We start from the raw sequence: 17,234 nt of genomic DNA, 5'->3' as shown, positions 1-17,234 counted from the left end.
ACATCCCGCACCGCACCGCCCGGTCGTCGTGCTAGCCGACGAACTCCCGGTCCCCGTAGTGGACCGTGGCCGACGACCAGTCGCCGCCCAGGGTGGTGACGAAGCGCTCGACCAGGGCCGCGTCCGCGCGGTCGGCGACCAGGATCAGCTTGCCGCCGCGCACCGTGACCGAGCCGCCGAAGAGACGCTCGCGCGCCTCCGGGTCGGCGGCGAGCCCGTCGTGCAGCCGCTGCACGCTCACGTCCGGCACCTCGACCTCGATCGCGTCCGCGCGCGGGGAGTCGGCGCGCAGGTACTCGAAGGTGAGCACCGACTCCTGGTCGTAGCGCTTGCGCAGCACGTCGGCGATGTGGTTCAGCTCCGCCGCGTCCAGGCCGTCGACGTCGAACTCGCGCGAGCGCTCGTAGGTGACACTCTGCGACTCGCCGGACCAGAACACCCCGTCCAGCAGCGAGGACTTGTCCGGGTCGGCACCGTGCGCGCGGATCGTCGCACGCACCTGGCAGGCGAAGCGGTTCAGTTCCGTCCGCAGTCGGGGATCGTTCGGATCGCTGATCACGGCGGTGTTGTCGGTCACGAAGATCTCCGCCACCGGCAGATGCCGGCGCGTGTGCCCGGGCGAGGCGTCGGCCACGCAGGCCGGGGTGTGCGTGGACGCGGCGACCGCGCTCTGGGCGCCGCCGGCGCCGATGGTGATGCCGAACGCGAGGACAAGGGCGGCAGGCCAACGCTTCATATGGGATTCCCCCTGGATGCACGGGTCGTCATGGGACGGACGAAGGGCGGGACGGGTGTGGCGCACGACCATCGAAATGATCATGAAACAGAAAGATACCGGAGAGTGGCCACGACCGGGCACAGCGTCACCGATTCGTGCGAGGCATCGCCAATTCCGGTACGGAACACGGCAGTCCGTCAGCGCCGGGTCTCGACCCGCTCCGCACGGAAGATGGTGAACAGCACCCGCAACACCAGTACGCAGCTGACCACGAGCAGGTTGTAGCCGAACACCTGGTACAGCCCCACACTTTCGCCCACACGCGGCCCGCCCTCGGTGCCCAGGAGCAGGACCGCCATGATCCCGGCGGTCGCCCCCAGCACGGTCAGCAGCGTCCGATGCAGCATCGAGGTGACCACCCGGCGATCACGCTCGTCGGCCAACAGCCGTACGTTGACGCCCAGTCGTCCCTCCTCCAGCGCCCCCGTCAGCCGCTCGAAGCGGCGCGGAAGTCGGCGCAATACCGGGAGCAGGTGCAGCAGTTCGCTCGTGGCCGCGTCGCGCAGGCTGCCCGGTTCGAACTGTTCGGTGACGTGCGCGGTCGCATAGCCGCGTGCCTCGGCGAAGATGTCGAAGCCCGGTTCGATCCCGGTGAGCGTGCCCTCGACCGTGGCCAGCGCCCGAAACACCGCCGCGATCTCCGGCGCCACGGTCAGCTCGAACGCGGACACGAGCCGGAACAGGTCGGTGAACATGGCCATGTCCGGCGCCAGACCCGCGCTGAGATGGCGGGCCATGAACTGGCCGAGCGCACGTTGCAGCCGCTGCTCGTCCAACTCCGCCGGGCGGGTCACCACCCGCAGCAGCGCGTCGGACATCGCGGCGGGATCGGCCCGGCCGAGCGCGAGCAGCAGATCCTGCAATCCGCCCCGCAGTTGTGCGTCGATCCGGCCCACCGAGCCGAAGTCGAGCAGCGCCAACCGGCCGTCGGTCAACAGCATGATGTTGCCCGGATGCGGGTCGGCGTGGAACACCCCGTCGAACATGATCTGCCGCAACAACTCGCCGAGCAGCGTACGGGCCAACCCGCCCCGGTCGACCCCGCGTTCGTCCAGCGTCCGCACGGCGATCCCCAGCGGTATCCCGTCCAGCAGATCCAGGACCAGCACCCGCGCGGTGCTCAACTCGGGGTGCGGCCGGGGCAGGATCAGATTCGGATCCCGCCGACCGGACCCGGCGGCCAGCACCGCGGCGGTGTTGCGCGCCTCGATCCGGAAGTCCAACTCCTCGCGCAACGCGACCGCGAAGCCGTCGGCCAACTCGACCAGTCCGAGCGTGTGTCCCCACGTGGTGCGCCGATCCAGACTCGCCGCGAGCCGGGCCAGGATGTCCAGGTCCCGCTCGACGATCGGCCCGATCCCGGGGCGCTGTATCTTCACCACGACCTCGCCGCCCGAGCGCAACCGGGCCCGATGCACCTGGGCGATCGACGCGGCCGCCAGCGGCTCCGGGTCGAATTCGGCGAAGACGTCGGACACCGGCGCGCCCAACTCGGCGGCCAGTACCGCCTCGACCTCGGCCCACGGCGCGGGCGCGACCCGGTGCTGGAGCAGCGCGAGCGCGTCCACGAACTCGACCGGCAGCAGGTCGCGGCGGGTGGACAACACCTGGCCCAGCTTGACGAAGGTGACCCCGCCCTCCTGGAGCGCCTGTTGCAACGATCGGGCCAGGACCGCGCGCCGGCCGTCGGGGTCGGCCCGGCGCCGACCGCGCAGATACGGGCCCAGTCCGTGGCGGGCGGCGATCCGGCTGATCTGCGAGTAGCGCCGCCCCCGCGCGGCGCGCCGACGCAGTCCGCGGACGAACTCGACCGTGCCGGGCCACGACCCGCTCGGCACCAGCGCCTCGATCACCACGATGAACGTCATCGAGGCGAGCAGCGCCACGCCGAGCGTCACGGTCATGAAGACGCCGGGGTTGTGCCGTTGGATGTTGCCGCCGACGGCCCACGACACGACCATGCCGAGCAGCCCCGCGGCGAGCGTACGCCTCGTGCCCACCGGCAACCCCAGCAACCGCCGGGCGCCCCAGGCCAGTCCGACGACGAGGGCCAGCGCGGTGAGCGTGGTGGCCACCCACAACACGCCCCGATCCACGCCGGCCTCACCCGCGCTCAGCACGAGCACCCCCGGGAGCCGGCCGCGAGTATGGCGTGTGCGTCGGCGGGCGCCGAGAATCCATGCGACATGCTGATGAGACCTTCCCCGAGTGATCTTGCACGTGCGGGGGAGAACCTACCGCCCGAGCCCCCACCCGGGGCCGGGCGAAGCGGTGTCGAGGGCTTGGATCATCATCGTCGTAGGGCGTCGCCGCCCTCGCCCTCGTCGTCGGGAAGAAGATCGGAAAGCACATGACTCGGTCGCGCACGTTCACCTGGCAGGACCCGAAGCTCTCCGCCGTCGCCGTGGGCACCATGTCGGGACTGGACTTCCTGCGCGAGATGGTGGCCGGACGGTTGCCCGGACCGCCGATCGCGGCCAACCTCGACTTCACCCTGGAGGAGGTCGAGGAGGGACGGGCCGTGTTCGCCGTGGTCCCGGGCGAGGAGCACTACAACCCGATCGGCAGCGTGCACGGCGGGCTCTACGCCACCCTGCTCGACTCGGCGGCCGGCTGCGCCGTGCACACCACCCTCGCCAAGGGCGTCGGCTACACCTCGCTCGACCTGTCCACCCGGTTCCTGCGGCCGATGACGGTGGACACGGGCAAGGTCCGGGCGATCGGCACCGTGCTCACCCGGGGCCGACGCACCGCCCTCGCCGAGGCCGGCCTGTACGACGCGAACGACCGGCTGCTGGCCCACGCCACCAGCACGTGCATGCTGTTCGACCTGCCGACGCCTTGACCCGCGCGGCTGTTCCGGCCGTCGGGTCGGACACGACCTTCGGGCGAAACGCGGCCGGGGCACCGGCGGGACCGTGGTCCCGGCGATGCCCCGATGTGCGGTCGAGCGTGCGGTCGAACCGGCGACCGCGACTCAGTCGCGGATGACGGAGACGTTCTCCGCCTGAGGACCCTTGGGGCCCTGGGTGACGTCGTACTCCACCCTGTCGTTCTCCTCCAACTGCTTGAAGCCGGTGCCCTGGATGGCGGAGAAGTGGACGAAGACGTCCGGACCCTTGTCATCCTGCTCGATGAAGCCGAAGCCCTTGTCCGCGTTGAACCACTTCACCTTGCCTGTTGCCATCGTTCATTCCTTCATCTGATGCCACGACGCGCGACGGGCGCGTCCGCCGGAGCCTCGTCGCGACTGCGGCCCCCGAGATTTCCCGCCCGGCCGGCGGCGAAACACGCGGCGGACGCGGGCGGCGGCCCCGGATCGGCTCAGCGGGCCGAGTAGCCGCCGTCCACCAGGTGGTAGCCGCCCTGGACGAACGAGGCCCGGTCGGACAGGAGGAACGCGGTCAGTTCGGCGACCTCCTCGGCGGTGCCCAGGCGGCCCTGCGGGTGCAACGAGACCAGCAGCGCGTGCTGCTCCTCGTCGCTGTCCCGCAGCAGTGGGGTCTCGATGAACCCGGGGCCCACCGCGTTGATCCGCACGCCGTGTTCGGCGTATTCGACGGCGGCGGTCTTGGTCAGGCCGATCACCCCGTGCTTGGCGGCGACGTAGGCGGCCTGACCGGCGAAGCCGTTGGTGCCCAGGATCGACGACATGTTGACCACGGCCCCGCCGCCGGCGGCCAGGATCGCGGGCAGTTCGTGGCGCATCGAGTAGAAGACCCCGGACAGGTCGGTGGCGATCACCCGGTCCCACGCCGCGACGTCGTACTCGCCGGTGGGTCCGCTCGGCCCGGCGATGCCCGCGTTGTTGACCGCCAGGTGCAGCGCGCCGAAGGTCTCGACGGTGAAGCGTACGGCGGCCTCGACCGAGTCCGGGTCGGTCACGTCCACCGCGACCGCCGCGGCCCGCGCGCCGTCGGCGGACAGGGCGTCGGCGGCCTCCCGGGCGCCGGCCTCGTTGAAGTCGGCCAGGACGACCGCGGCGCCGCCCGCGGCGAGCCGGTGGGCGATGGCCAGGCCGATGCCGGAGGCCGCGCCGGTGACGAGGGCGACCTTGCCGGCGAACTCGACGGCGTACTCGGGGGCGGTGGTGCTCATGGGTGGTTCACGACCTTTGTGGAACGGGTGTTGCCTGATGTGGGATGGACGTCCCCCGTCGGGTCGGCGAGCGTGCCGACCAGGGCATCGAAGAACCGCTCGGCGAGCGCGGGCAGCGCGCCCGGATCGCCGGTCCGGGCCCAGGCCCGCAACGCGGCGACCAGGGTGCCGGCGCCGGCCCCGACGACCACCGCGGGGCGCGGATCGAGGTCGGGGTCGACACCCAGACGGGCCGCGATCACCCGCACCGATTCGGCCTCGGCCTCGATCCGGATCCGCTGGTAGGCGCCGAACAGCGCGGGCTCGCCGTCGACCCGGCGGAACAGTTCCAGGTGCCGGGCGAGCCGGGCGTCGGCCGCGGTGTACTCGACCGCCAGCCAGTCGGCCACCGCGGCGCGGTAGGCGAGCAGCGGCGGTTCGGCCTCGGGACGGGCACGCAGCGCGTCGTTGATCCGGGCGGTGTTCTCCCGGAACTCGGCGAGGATCGCGTCCTCCTTGCCGGCGAAGTGCCGACTGAACGTGCGGCGTGTGACCCCGGCCCGCTCGGCGACAGCCTCGACGGTGACCCCGTCGAGACCGTGCGCGAGCAGCAGCTCGACGGCGGCGTCGGACATCGCCTCCCGACTGCGCCGGGTGCGTTGCCGACGGCCGTCGGACTCGGGGTCGTCGATGCTCATATCAGCAGCGTAACACTCTATTGTCCCAATGAGACATAACCTGCCTCGGTCTCGGACTACCCCAGCCCTCCGACCTCGCCCGCCGCCCGTCGGGTCGCCGCCTCGTCGAGGACGTACGCCGGGGTCAGGGTGTGTTCGTCGTGGTCGTCGTAGTAGCGGTGGTACACCGGGGTCAGCCCGCCCGAGACCGGTGGCACGATCCAGCTCCAGTCCGCCGGACACCTGCGGCCCGCCTCGGCCTCGCGCTCGACGTGGCGCAGGAAGCGGGTGGACTCGGTGTGGTGGTCGGTGATGGTCGCGCCGGCCGTGTCGAAGGAGTGCAGTACGGCCCGGTTGAGCTCGATCAGGGCCCGATCGCGCCACAGCGTGCGCTCGCTGGAGGTGTCCAGCGCGAACAACTCGGCGATCGCCGGCAGCGCGTCGTAGCGATCCGTGTCGACCAGGTTGCGGGCGCCGATCTCGGTGCCCATGTACCAGCCGTTGAACGGCGCCGCGCTGTACGAGACGCCGCCGATCTCCAAGCGCATGTTGGAGATCGCCGGGACCGCGTGCCAGCGCAGCCCCAGGTCGGCGAAACCCGGGTGTTCGGGGTGGGTCAGCGCGATCTCGCGGATCGCGTCCGGGGGCAGTGCGTACGGCCGCAGTCGGCCGTCCCGGCCCTCGATGATCAGCGGCAGCGGGTCGAACTCGGTGCCCTCGCCGCGCCAGCCGAGTTCGTGGGCGAGGTCGGTGATGCCGAGATTGCGGCCGTCGCCCACCGGGGTGCCGTCCGCGCGACGGTAGCCGGCGTAGCGGATCAGCTGCTCGTTCCAGATCCGTACCTGCGGACCGGTGGGGGTGTCGGGGGCGAACACCGTGAGGGTCGGGCGGATCCGGCCGCCGCGCCAGGTCTCGCGCAGGTGCCCGGCGCACTGCGCGGCGACTTCGTCGGGCCGGCTCACGTGCCGGCGGTCGCGCACGGCCAGGCTGTTCCAATACAGCCGGCCGATGCAGCGCGCCGAGTTGCGCCAGGCGACCCGGGCGCCCCAGGTGAGTTCGGCGGAGGTGTGGGTGTAGGTGCCGGTGTCCCGGATCTGCTCGGCGATCTCACGCCATCGACTCGCGGGATCCACGGGGGACTTGGTTTCGCGGAGGAAACGCTCCAGGAAGGAGCGGGCGAGTTCGGGATCGACGGCGCCGTGGGGGCGCGGGGAGTGGATCAGCGGTGGTGGGGCGGGCAGGGATGCCGCCGATGCGGGGAGTTGGGCCGGTATCGCGCCCGTTGCGATCGCCGCTGCGGGAGGGTGGCCCGGTGGGGCGGGGAATCGGCCCGTGGGGCAGGCGACTTCGTCGGGCGGTGACGGAACTTCGGGATGGGACCCGACGGGTGACGGCTGATCCTCGCGGATTCGGGTGCTGCCGTGTTCGGTCAACGTTCTCCTGGGAACCGGCTCGGCGGCGCGACGACGGGGTCGCGGGAGCCTGTTTCGGGTCTGGGCGGGGTACGAGACGGCGAGGGTGGTCCGAGGGTTCAGCCGGGTGCCTCCGCGGCGACGGGGGTCGGTGTCTCGACCTCGGCCTCGGCGGCGTACGCGCCGACGACCGGATCGTGGTGGATCTGGCTTCTGTTCAGGCCCAGTCGGCGCAGTACCCGGGCGCTGTCGAGCACCATCGCGGGTGGTCCGCTGAGGTATGCGTCGCAGTCGAAGCGCGGTCCGTACTCGCCGACCACTTCCGAGATCCCTCCGCTGATCCCGGCCAGGGTCAGATCGTCGAGCGCGGGTCTGACCCGCAGCCAGGACACCTTCTGGGACAGGCGCAGCAGGTCCTCCAGGCCGTACAGGCCGCTGTGTGCGCTGGCGCCGTAGAAGAGGTCGACGAACCGATCGGTGCCGTAGTAGGCCAGTTCCTCCACCATCGCCTTCAGCGGCGCCAATCCGGTGCCGCCCGCGACGCACAACATCGGGTTGGGTGCCAGGTGGTCGACGACCATCTCGCCCATGGCGGCGCCGAGTTTGATCCGGTCGCCCGGCTTGGCCTTGTGGACCAGGGCGTTGCTGACCCAACCGGCCGGTACCGAGCGCACGTGGAAGGTGAGCAGGCCCTGGGGGTCGGGCGCGTTGGCGATCGAGTAGGCCCGCCATACCCGTGGCCACCACGGGGTTTCCAGGAACGTGTACTGGCCGGCCCGGTACGGGAACGGGACGTCGGGGCGCACGGTGACCACCGCGATGTCGTCGGCGGCCTTGTGGTGCGAGACGATTTCGGCCGCCCAGTGCGGGGGGTTGGTCCGGGCGTCCTCGTCGGCGGCGCCGATCATGATTTTGGCCGCCGCGCCGTACGCGCGCACCCAGGCGGCCTGCACTGCGTCGTTCCAGGTTTCGCCGCTGTAGCGGGCGAGGGCGGCGACCAGGCATTCCCCGACCAGGTCGTAGTGTTCGGCGATCACGTCGAACTTGCGATGGTCGCGTCCGAGTTGGCCGAGGTAGCCGTGCAGCGCGGGAGCGTCGTCCAGATCGCCGACGATGCGGATCAACGCGTGCAGCAGGCGATCGCGCTGGACGTCCATCGCCGGGGGGAAAAGGTCGCGCAGTTCGGGCCGCCGCAGGAACAGCAGCGCGTAGAAGTGGGACGTGACGTCGGCGGCCCGAGGAGCGACGACCGCGAGGTTGTACCGGATGAAGTCGGCGTCGTTATGTCGGATGTGGTCTGCGTCGTTGGATTCCAAAATCGGCCCATCGGTAGCCCTTCCACAAGAGGGTTGCTCGGCCGGTTCCGTCGCGAGTCCTTCGCGAGTCCATCGCGGAACACCGGCGGCCGGAACACGATCATCGGATCATTGCCCCGCCGTCAAGTCGAAGGCCCGGTTCCGGTTCTGGAGGAACAGAAGTCTGTTATGCGCCGGTTGATCGGTAATCCACCCACACTCTCCGCAGCCGTACGTACACGTATGGGAGTGGTAAACCCCCAGGTGAGAGTGCAATTCCGGCCGGCGGAGAGCGGCGCGCGAGGGCGTCGAGAACCGCCGTCCGAAATCCGAGGCGGCCGCGTGTGTCGCCTCGGAGGCCGGCGGCACGCGCCGAATCGTGTCTACGCGCGTCGCGGACGCATCGCGCGAGCGGCCGCGCCTCGGCCGTTGTCGGCGGGGGCGCGACGCCCGGGAATCGACTCGGCGAAGCGTCGCCGCCCGCCCGAAAAGTCTGCATATGCGCACGGACCGTGCCCCGAGTCGATGCGAGGGCGCGATCCGTCGGCGGTGCGGGTGGGGTCAGAGCGGGGTGATCTCGCCGTGGGCCTGCGCCAGGAACCGGTAGCCGACGCCGTTGGCCTTGATGCCGGCGCGCTCCTCCTCGGTGAGTTCGCGCCGGATCCGGCCCGGTACGCCGGCGACCAACATGCCCGGCGGTACCCGCATGCCCTGCGGGACCACCGCGCCGGCGGCGATCAGGGCGCCGGCGCCGATGTGCGCGCCGTTGAGGATGGTGGAGTTCATCCCGACCAGGACGTCGTCCTCGATCGTGCAGCCGTGCAGTACCGCGTTGTGGCCCACGGACACCCGCGCGCCGATCACCGTGGGGAAATCGGGGTCGCTGTGCACGGTGCAGTTGTCCTGGATATTGGTTTCGGGGCCCACGGCGATCGACTCGGCGTCGCCGCGCAACACCGCGCCGTACCAGACGCTCGACCCGGCGGAGAGGGTGACGGCGCCGACCACGGTCGCGTTCACCGCGACGAACGCGGCGGGATCGACCTGGGGAACGCGTCCGCCCACGGCGGCGATCAGCGGGTTGGACATGACCCTCCTTCGACACGCGGACCCACCCGATCCGCGACTCTGGCACTGTAGCCGCGGCTCCGCGGCCCCTGACCGGCAGTGCCCGGCCGCGCTCGGGGGGCTGCCTCAGCCGGATTCCGCGACGCGAAGGTCGCGCGCCGCGATGTCGCCGGGATGCGCGCCCGATGCCTGGGCATACTGGCGGGATGGCTGATGCGCGGCGATTGGCGGGGATGGGTGCGGGGCGGCTTCGGGGGGTGTGCCTCGGCTTCAACGGCGCCGTCGAGGAGTTTCCGTTCGGACGGAACCCGGATGTGTCGACCTTCAAGGTCGGTGGGAAGATCTTCGCCCTGTCCACGCTGACCGACCCGCCGCCGCTGCGGGTGAGCCTGAAGTGCGATCCGGACCTGGCGGTTCGGCTGCGGAGCGATCACCCCGCGATCGTGCCCGGCTATCACCTCAACAAGCGGCACTGGAACACCGTGACCCTGGACGGCTCGCTGCCGGAGGCAATGGTGCGGGACCTGATCGAGGACTCCTACGACCTGGTGGTCGCCTCGCTGCCGCGACTGCAACGGCTCAGGCTCGACTGGCCGGGGCAGCGGGAGCGCAATCGCGAGGACGGATAACGGTGCCGGCACCTTCCGGTCCTCCCGGCCGGCCCTGCGGCCGCACGAGGTGGCGGCCAACCGGCGTTTTCCGCCGGCGGGTTCGGAGGGGGTCGGCGCAACAGGGTGACCGCTGCGACGAGTTCCGGGACGGGGCGGCTCGTGGTCGTCGCCCTCGGGGCGGCCCGCCCGGTCGGTGGTGGCCGCACGTATCGGGAGGGTGTGGGTTCGGGCCGTGAGGCCGTGGGGCCGTGGACGATTTCCCGGGACCGTCGGGGCGGGTGGTGGAGGTCGTCCGCCCGCCTGCTGCGCCCCGAGCCTGGGTCGAGGACGCCGGTGTGCCCCCGCGCGGGGGCGCGGATTGGTTCGGCGCCGTTCGATTTATCGCTCATTCGTTCGCTTTCTCGGGTCCGCCAACCGCTATTCGGCATGCCGAAGTCGGAATTCCGGAACGGGTTCGGCACGGCAATACGGAACGGGTGCGAGGGTGACTGAGGGTGAGTCTCCGCGAGCCGTCGGCCGGGTGGAGTGCGGTGAGCTGCGGGTTCACGGAATTGCGCCGCCCCGGCCGGGGCGCCCGCCGGAGCCGGGGTGGGCTGCTGGGCCTGGCCGGCCGCGTGCCCGGTCGGGGCCGGGCCGGGCCGTGGGCTCTACGCGCCCTCCGTGGCATCGGGATTCGCGCACCCGGTGCGCTGATCCGTGGTGTTTCGTGGTGGGTTCCGGGGGCGATCGGTCCGATTCGGCGCAGGGTCTCGAGAATCCGGCCCGGATGTGCCTTCCTTCGCCGGGATCCACCTGTTTCGGGATCCGGTTCGCCCCGGACCGCCCTGAATCGCCCTCCACGGGCCTGGAGTCCACCGCCCGTCCCAGGGGTCGACCGGGGCGCTTTGAGCGACTCTGTCCCGCGTGTGGGCCCTTTCCCGGCCCGCCCAATGGCGTCCCCGGCCGCGCATCCGCCCTCGCGGCCCCGGATCGGCCTGCGCCCGCGGCCTTTCCGCCGCCGGTGCCCATCCCGCCGTGGGGCCGCCCGATGTCCCGAGTTCGGCCCGCGGGCACGCCTTCGGCCCGGCCGACGCCTTGTGTTGGGGCGCCGAGTTCCGTCCCGTGCGCCGACGGGCGTTGGCGCGCCGGGGCGGGAAATCGGTTTCGACGGGCCGCGTGGCGGCGCGTATTTCCCGATTACCGGACCCTCGACAGGGGGCCGAAGGGGTGTTTCGTGCGCCCGATCCGAGCGCCCTCGTGCCGCCTCGGGCCTTGTCCCACAAGGGGAAAACGGTCCTCGGGCGGCGAACGTCGGGACCGGATACGCGGATTTGGTCGGTGTCGGACCGATCTCCGTGCGGGGTCCGCGTCGTTGATCCAAGGGGGTGTTTCGAGCGCGTCGTTACCGCAGTTCGAAATGCCCCCCGTGTGACGGAGAGTTACAGTCATGGAAATGGGTACTGGCGCAACGGCGTTCGACCCGATCGGTCGGATGGTCCGGCCGGTCGAAAGCGATCGGTACCCCCGCACCACGAAAGGCGTCTCATGAACAAGGCACAACTCGTCGAAGCCATCGCCGACAAGCTCGGCGGCCGGGCTGCGGCAGAGGAAGCGGTCGACGCGGTTTTGGACACCATCATTCGTTCGGTCGTCGCGGGCGACCGGGTCTCGGTCACCGGCTTCGGGTCGTTCGAGAAGGTCGACCGGGCCGCTCGTTACGCCCGTAACCCCCAGACGGGCGAACGGGTTCGGGTCAAGAAGACGTCGGTGCCGCGCTTCCGCCCGGGCCAGGGCTTCAAGGACCTCACCGGCGGTACCAAGAAGCTGACCAAGGGCGAGACCGCGATCAAGAAGGCGTCCCCGGGCACCGTGTCCGGCGGCACCACCGTCGCGGGCAAGAAGGCCGCGGCCAAGAAGACCACCGCGAAGAAGGCCACCGCCAAGAAGACGGCCAAGAAGGCCACCACGCGCGCCGCCGCGCCGGCCGCCGCGCGCAAGACCACCGCGAAGAAGGCCACCACCCGGGCGACCGCGGCCAAGACCACCGCGGCGAAGAAGACCACCGCCAAGAAGGTGACCGCCAAGAAGACGACCGCCAAGAAGACCACGGCCAAGGCGACCCCGGCGAAGACCACCGCCAAGAAGGCCGCCAAGCCGCCGACGCGCGGCGCGTCCGGTCGCAAGGGCACCGCCGCCAAGCGCGCGACCGGCGCTCGTACCGCCAACCGCGCCTGAGGACCACCCGGTCGGATGTGATGGTCGGACCGCCCACACGGGGCGGTCCGACCGGGCTCGCCGCGCCGGCGCGGCACGGTGGCCCACCTCCCGATACGCACACGCTCCGGCGGGGCGACCCGCCGAAGCACCATCTCGTCGACCACCCGTCGCGGCACACCGTGGTGGTCGACCACGCTCGACCGGACACCACGGAGTCACCCGGCCGATTCCGCCCCGAGCCCGTCCGCGCCGCACCCGCCGCCGCGACGGGCCCGGCGCCGGCTACCGCCCGTTCAGCTCGGCCACGATCGACGCCGGGGTATGGCCGCTCCCGTCCGACAGTCGATGGAAGTCGACCGCGACGAAGTTGGGGGCCCGACCCGCCGCCTGTTCGCACTGCTGTGCGATTCGGTTTCTGAGCTTGGTCCCGTTGTCCAGTGCCGCGGTGCCCACCGTGGGCACGTTGCGGAAGTGGCTCATCACGAACAACCGGCGAAAGCCCGGTTCGGTTCGGTCCAACGGCACGTCCGACCAGCGGCTCGTACAGGCGAGGTCGTTGCCCAGGTCGCCCAGGCTCCAGTAGTTCTGCACGGTCCACGCCTTGTCGTACATCACCCCCAGACTCGTCTTGTCCGACCGGTCGGAGAACATCAACAGCCGCTTGTTCGCGCCGACCAGGTCCGCCACCCTCGGCCAGCCGTTGTCGCGCACCCCGGCGGCGTCCGGGCGGAACAGCAGATCCGACAGGCCGCGCACCCGGCCGAGCGAGCCGCGCAGTTGCTCGGTGTCGACGTAGTCCTCCAGGAAGACGGTCACCACCTCCAGCGGATTCGCGGTCAGGAAGTCCACGACGGTCTGCATCGTGCCCGCGAAGCTCTGCCGGGGCAGTGCGTACGTCACTCCCGCGAACGCCTTGCAGTTGCCGTGGCACAGGTAGACGTCGCTCGGGTAGCAGTCGCTGCCGAAGCTGATCACGCACAGCGCGGTGCTGTGCTCGTACCAGTGTGTGTCGAGCATCAATCCGCGTACGCCGCCGGCCAACTGGTTGCGCACCGACTCGGATTGGTTGACCGAGGACCACCGGGAGTCCTCGTAGTTGGTGAACGAGTTGTGCGTGGTCAGCGAACCGACCTGATCCAGCCGGGCGTTGCCCCAGCGTTGCTCCGCGGCGGTGAGGGGTGCGGCGGAGGCGGCCGAGGGGAGGAGGGCGGCCAGGAGGGCGAACACCGCGACGAGCAGCCCGAGTCCGGGCCGGCCGATCGAGCGCGACCCACCGCGCGCGCCGCGGTGTTCCGGGGATCCGAGAGAGGCGGCCGAGACGCCGCCGGAAGAGTCCATGGCCCGGGACCGTACCCAAAATCCCCAACGATGTGACCCCCACGAACCGACCTGCCCGCGACCCTTTTCGAGCGGTCCGGCATCACGCATGCCGGCGCTCAGGCCAACGTCACCGTCACCGGGAGTTCCTTGATGCCGTTGACGAAGTTCGAGCGGACCCGGCGGACCGCGCCCGCCAGACGGATGTCGGCGATCCGGGGGAGCAGTTCCTCGAACATGATCCGCATCTCCAGGCGGGCCAGGGCGTTGCCGAGGCAGAAGTGCGGGCCGCCCTTGCCGAAGGTGACGTGGTCGACGCCGCGTCGGGTGACGTCGAAGTCGTACGGGTTCTCGAACACCGCCTCGTCCCGGTTGCCCGAGGCGAACCACATCACCACCTTGTCGCCCTCGCGGATCCGCCTGCCGCCGACCTCGGCGTCCCGGGTCGCGGTGCGGCGGAAGTGGTAGACGGGCGAAGCCCAGCGCAGGAACTCCTCGACGGCGTCCGGCATCAGCGCGAGGTTGTCGCGCAGCAGCTCCAGCTGGGTCGGGTTGTCCAGCAGGGCCAGCATCGAGTGCGAGATCGCGTGTCGGGTGGTCTCGTTGCCGGCCACGACCAGGAGCAGGAAGTAGTTGTCGAAGTCGTGCCGCGACAGCGGCACCCCGTCGGAGGGGGCCCGGTTGACCAACCGGCTGACCAGGTCGGTGCCCTCGCCGCCCCGGCGACGTTCGGCCAACTCCCTTCCGTAGGCGAAGACTTCGAGTGAGGCCGGGCTGCGGAAGGGCAGGTCGCGATACCGCTCGCTCTCCGCGCTCTCCAGGAGTACGTCCGCGTAGTCCGGATCGGTGTTGCCGATGATGCGGTTGCCCCAGTCGATCAGCTTCCCGGTGTCCTCACCCGGCACGTCCAGCATCTTGGCCAGCACGTTGATCGGGAAGTCGGCGGAGACCTCGCGCACGAAGTCGAACGTGCCCTTGGCCAGCGCGTTGTCGAGGGTGCGGGCGGTCAGCCCGCGCAGGAACGTGCCGTAGTCGGCGATCGCGCGCGGCGTGAACTGCTTTTGCAGCAGCCTGCGCAGGGCGCCGTGGCGCAGGCCGTCGGTCTCCAGGAGCGAGCGGCGGATGGCGATCTGCGAGTCGTCGACCTCCTCCAGGTTGGTGAAGCGCGTGGAGGTGAAGGTCTGCGGGTCGCGGTCGACCGCGACGATGTCGGCATGCCGGGTGAGCGCCCAGAAGCCGCTGTTCGGCGCCGGTTCGGGCTGCCAGTGCACGGGATCCTCGCGGCGCAGCGTGTGGAACATGCGCCACGGCGTCTCGCCGTCGAGGAAACGGTCGTTGTCCGCGAGGTCGATCTCGTCGAGCGGCATCGGCTCGGGCGTCGCCGAGGCGGTGGTGGGGGTGCGCACGCAGGCTCCTCAGAGGTGGTGGGCGTACTCGGTGAACTCCCAGTCGGTGACGTGCCGGTGGAAGCGGGCGACCTCGTCGCGCTTGTAGGTGAGGAAGGCGTCGGTGAACTCCGCGCCGAGCAGCGCGACGAGCGCGTCGTCGACCGCGAAGGCGTCCAGCGCCTCGGTCAGCGTCGCGGGCAGGACCGGCGCCTTGGCGGTGTCGTAGCCGTACCCCTCCAGCGGGGGCGGCGGCATCGCCTTGTCGCGCAGGCCCAGATGTACCGCGGCGAGCAGCCCGGCGACGGCCAGGTACGGGTTCGCGCTCGCGTCGCCGAGGCGGATCTCCAGGCGCGCGCCGGCGCCGCGCTCGGGCGGTATCCGGACCATCGCGCTGCGGTTGTCCAGTCCCCAGTCGATCAGCCACGGCGCGAGCGTGTCCGGGCCGAAACGTTTGTACGAGTTGACCGTCGGGTTCAGCAGCGCGGCCAGCGCGGGGGCGTGGGCGAGTACGCCGGCGATGGCGTGGTGCGCGACCGTGGACAGGCCGTGTGCCCCGTCGGGGTCGTCGAACGCGTTGGTCCCGTCCGGGTCCACGCAGCTCAGGTGCAGATGGAACCCGGAACCACCCTCGTCCGCGAAGGGTTTGGCCATGAAGGTGGCCAACCTGCCTTCCAGACGGGCCAGTTCCTTGACCGATGCCTTGAAGCGGAAGGCCCGGTCGGCGGCATCGAGCGCGTCCGAGTGGTGCAGGTTGATCTCGAACTGGCCCGAGCAGTACTCGTGGTTGCCGGTGGTGGCGCCGATGCCCAGCTTCCCGAGGTGGCGCAGGGTGCGCAGCAGGTGGCCGTCCGGGTCGCCGCGCCGGCCCGCGACGTAGACGTTGCCCGGCGCGTCGCCGTACCGCCGCCACCCGCCCCGGACGTCCGGATCCGGCTCGCACAGGAAGTATTCCAACTCGGGCCCGACCACCGGCCGCAGCCCGGTCTCGTCGGCCATGCGACGCAGCACGTCGCGCAGCACCGAGCGCGGCGCCTCGGCGGCGGGTCGCCCGGTCGCCGGGTCCACGGTGTCACCCAGACACCACGCCACGCCCGGCTCCCATGGGATGTCGACCAGGGTGTCCGGGTCCGGGTACACGCAGATGTCCGGCAACCCCGCGTCCATGCCGCCGGCGACCGCGACGGTCTCGCCCCGGGGTGTGGTGTGGAAGACCGCGCGACAGAAGGCCAGTCCGTGGGTGTGCACCGACGGCAGGTGGTCCACCAGCACGTCGCGACCACGATCGGTGCCGATCAGGTCCGGGTAGGCGACTCGGACCACGTCGATGCCACGCGCCCGCAGGTCGGCGACGATGTCGTGGACCCGGTCCGACTCGGATGGATTCACCGGATTCTCCTCGCACGGGATGGACGGCGGCGACACGAGCCGATTCGTTTGAGCCCAAACCATATGAAGGTCGCAGGTGTCGCACAAGGGGTTGGACAAGCCTTTTACGCACGTGACAACGCGGAGTGGGAGGCATATCGTACGGACCCAAACGATTCGCTCGGCTCGGCTTCGGGCTCGCAGAGGGAGGCGCCATGACCGGCGTACGCGGCGTACACGGTTTCTTCCACCCCAAGACCGGCACGGGCCGGTCGTCGATGATCCCCGCACCCCCGTGGCACTACTCCGGCGACCTGCTCACCGTCGAATACCGCACCGACCCCGCCCGGGTGGCCGAACTGCTGCCCCCGCAACTCGAACTCGCCGACGAGGACCCCGGCGCGGTCGCGCTGATCTGGGCCGACTGGCAGTCCTGCTCGGCCGGGCGGGGCGAACTGCTCGACCCGGTGCGCGCGCAGTACAAGGAGTGCTTCGTGGTGGTGCGCTGCCGCTACGCGGGGGTGACCTACTCGCGCTGCGTGTACATCTGGGTGGACAAGGACTTCGCCATCGCGCGCGGACTGCACCAGGGCTATCCGAAGAAGCTGGGCTCGATCCACCAGACCCGGCCGCACCCGTACGGCCCGGCGCCCCGTATCGAGGCGGGCGCGAGGTTCGGCGCCACCCTCGCCGCCGCCGACCGGCGCCTCGCCGAGGTGGTGGTGACGCTGCGCGAGCCTGTGCCGACCAACGGCTTCGTCAACGGGCATCCGATGGCGCACCACCGCTGGTTGCCGTCGATCGAACCGGGCGGGGGACTGGCCCTGGACGAACTGGTGGTCACCGGCGCCGAGTCCGCCGAGGGCGGGCAGGCGTGGGCCGGCGACGCGGAGCTGACCCTGTTCGAGGCGCCCACGGAGGAACTGGCCCGGCTGGAGCCGATCGAGCCGATCGGCGCCTACTACCGCCAGGTCGGCGTGGTCTGGAACGGCGGCACGCTGCTGGCGAGCGGCGCGTCGGGCGCGGCGTAGGCCCGGCGGGAGCACACGC

General features: G+C 71.0%; 15 protein-coding genes. 4 read left to right on the top strand and 11 right to left on the bottom strand.

Translation table 11 applies throughout. The annotated features are described in order from the left end of the window. Positions 1-31 precede the first annotated feature (31 nt). Both ACWGR4_RS25310 and ACWGR4_RS25305 read right to left on the bottom strand, forming a co-directional pair. A complete protein-coding gene (locus tag ACWGR4_RS25310) occupies positions 32-736 on the bottom strand; it encodes a hypothetical protein (RefSeq protein ID WP_380007379.1) in 705 nt (234 codons plus the stop codon). A 179-nt stretch (positions 737-915) separates the two neighbouring features. Continuing rightward, positions 916-2,904: an ABC1 kinase family protein gene (locus ACWGR4_RS25305; RefSeq protein WP_452132715.1), complete on the bottom strand. Its 1,989-nt coding sequence runs from the start codon at positions 2,902-2,904 to the stop codon at positions 916-918. A gap of 224 nt (positions 2,905-3,128) precedes the next feature. Between ACWGR4_RS25305 and ACWGR4_RS25300 the strand changes: the two genes are divergently transcribed. Continuing rightward, the gene (locus tag ACWGR4_RS25300) at positions 3,129-3,623 is read left to right on the top strand and encodes a PaaI family thioesterase (RefSeq protein WP_126642249.1); all 495 of its coding nucleotides are present in this window, start codon (positions 3,129-3,131) and stop codon (positions 3,621-3,623) included. Between the two features lie 132 nt (positions 3,624-3,755). Here the strand turns inward: ACWGR4_RS25300 and ACWGR4_RS25295 are convergent, their stop codons facing one another. The 6 genes from ACWGR4_RS25295 to ACWGR4_RS25270 all read right to left on the bottom strand — a co-directional run bounded on the left by ACWGR4_RS25295 (position 3,756) and on the right by ACWGR4_RS25270 (position 9,328). Next, a complete protein-coding gene (locus ACWGR4_RS25295; protein ID WP_380007373.1) occupies positions 3,756-3,965 on the bottom strand; it encodes a cold-shock protein in 210 nt (69 codons plus the stop codon). Between the two features lie 137 nt (positions 3,966-4,102). Next, positions 4,103-4,876 carry an SDR family NAD(P)-dependent oxidoreductase gene (locus ACWGR4_RS25290; protein ID WP_452132714.1) on the bottom strand — a complete coding sequence of 258 codons (774 nt, stop codon included), beginning with the start codon at positions 4,874-4,876 and terminating at the stop codon, positions 4,103-4,105. Beyond that, positions 4,873-5,553 carry a TetR/AcrR family transcriptional regulator gene (locus tag ACWGR4_RS25285; RefSeq protein ID WP_380007367.1) on the bottom strand — a complete coding sequence of 227 codons (681 nt, stop codon included), beginning with the start codon at positions 5,551-5,553 and terminating at the stop codon, positions 4,873-4,875. Before ACWGR4_RS25285 ends, ACWGR4_RS25290 begins: the two co-directional genes overlap by 4 nt. A gap of 56 nt (positions 5,554-5,609) precedes the next feature. After that, a complete protein-coding gene (locus ACWGR4_RS25280) occupies positions 5,610-6,665 on the bottom strand; it encodes a nitric oxide synthase oxygenase (RefSeq protein ID WP_452134242.1) in 1,056 nt (351 codons plus the stop codon). Positions 6,666-7,063: 398 nt separating this feature from the next. Further along, positions 7,064-8,260, bottom strand: coding sequence for a globin domain-containing protein (locus ACWGR4_RS25275; RefSeq protein WP_452132713.1), 1,197 nt, complete (start codon positions 8,258-8,260; stop codon positions 7,064-7,066). A gap of 540 nt (positions 8,261-8,800) precedes the next feature. After that, a complete protein-coding gene (locus ACWGR4_RS25270) occupies positions 8,801-9,328 on the bottom strand; it encodes a gamma carbonic anhydrase family protein (RefSeq protein ID WP_380007361.1) in 528 nt (175 codons plus the stop codon). Between the two features lie 212 nt (positions 9,329-9,540). Between ACWGR4_RS25270 and ACWGR4_RS25265 the strand changes: the two genes are divergently transcribed. Together ACWGR4_RS25265 and ACWGR4_RS25260 are read left to right on the top strand one after the other, a co-directional pair. Beyond that, positions 9,541-9,936 carry an MmcQ/YjbR family DNA-binding protein gene (locus tag ACWGR4_RS25265; RefSeq protein ID WP_380007457.1) on the top strand — a complete coding sequence of 132 codons (396 nt, stop codon included), beginning with the start codon at positions 9,541-9,543 and terminating at the stop codon, positions 9,934-9,936. A 1,506-nt stretch (positions 9,937-11,442) separates the two neighbouring features. After that, positions 11,443-12,132: an HU family DNA-binding protein gene (locus tag ACWGR4_RS25260; protein WP_380007357.1), complete on the top strand. Its 690-nt coding sequence runs from the start codon at positions 11,443-11,445 to the stop codon at positions 12,130-12,132. A 264-nt stretch (positions 12,133-12,396) separates the two neighbouring features. On the opposite strand, the gene ACWGR4_RS25255 is transcribed toward ACWGR4_RS25260, so the two are convergent. From ACWGR4_RS25255 to ACWGR4_RS25245, 3 genes are all read right to left on the bottom strand, one after another. Next, positions 12,397-13,452 (bottom strand): PI-PLC domain-containing protein, encoded by a 1,056-nt coding sequence (locus ACWGR4_RS25255; RefSeq protein WP_452132712.1) that lies wholly within the window; start codon positions 13,450-13,452, stop codon positions 12,397-12,399. Positions 13,453-13,550: 98 nt separating this feature from the next. Then, the gene (locus tag ACWGR4_RS25250) at positions 13,551-14,798 is read right to left on the bottom strand and encodes a cytochrome P450 (RefSeq protein ID WP_452132722.1); all 1,248 of its coding nucleotides are present in this window, start codon (positions 14,796-14,798) and stop codon (positions 13,551-13,553) included. 48 nt (positions 14,799-14,846) lie between these two features. After that, a complete protein-coding gene (locus tag ACWGR4_RS25245) occupies positions 14,847-16,205 on the bottom strand; it encodes a glutamine synthetase family protein (protein ID WP_452132711.1) in 1,359 nt (452 codons plus the stop codon). A 194-nt stretch (positions 16,206-16,399) separates the two neighbouring features. Here ACWGR4_RS25245 and ACWGR4_RS25240 point away from each other — a divergent pair, with 194 nt between their 5' ends. Next, complete coding sequence (locus tag ACWGR4_RS25240; RefSeq protein ID WP_452132710.1) at positions 16,400-17,215, top strand: acetoacetate decarboxylase family protein; 816 nt, start codon at positions 16,400-16,402, stop codon at positions 17,213-17,215. The last annotated feature ends 19 nt before the right edge of the window (positions 17,216-17,234 follow it).

Source organism: Embleya sp. NPDC055664 (genome assembly GCF_053618075.1).
The sequence above is the reverse complement of the archived record's forward strand: the minus strand, read 5'-3'. Positions and strand labels throughout refer to the sequence as shown.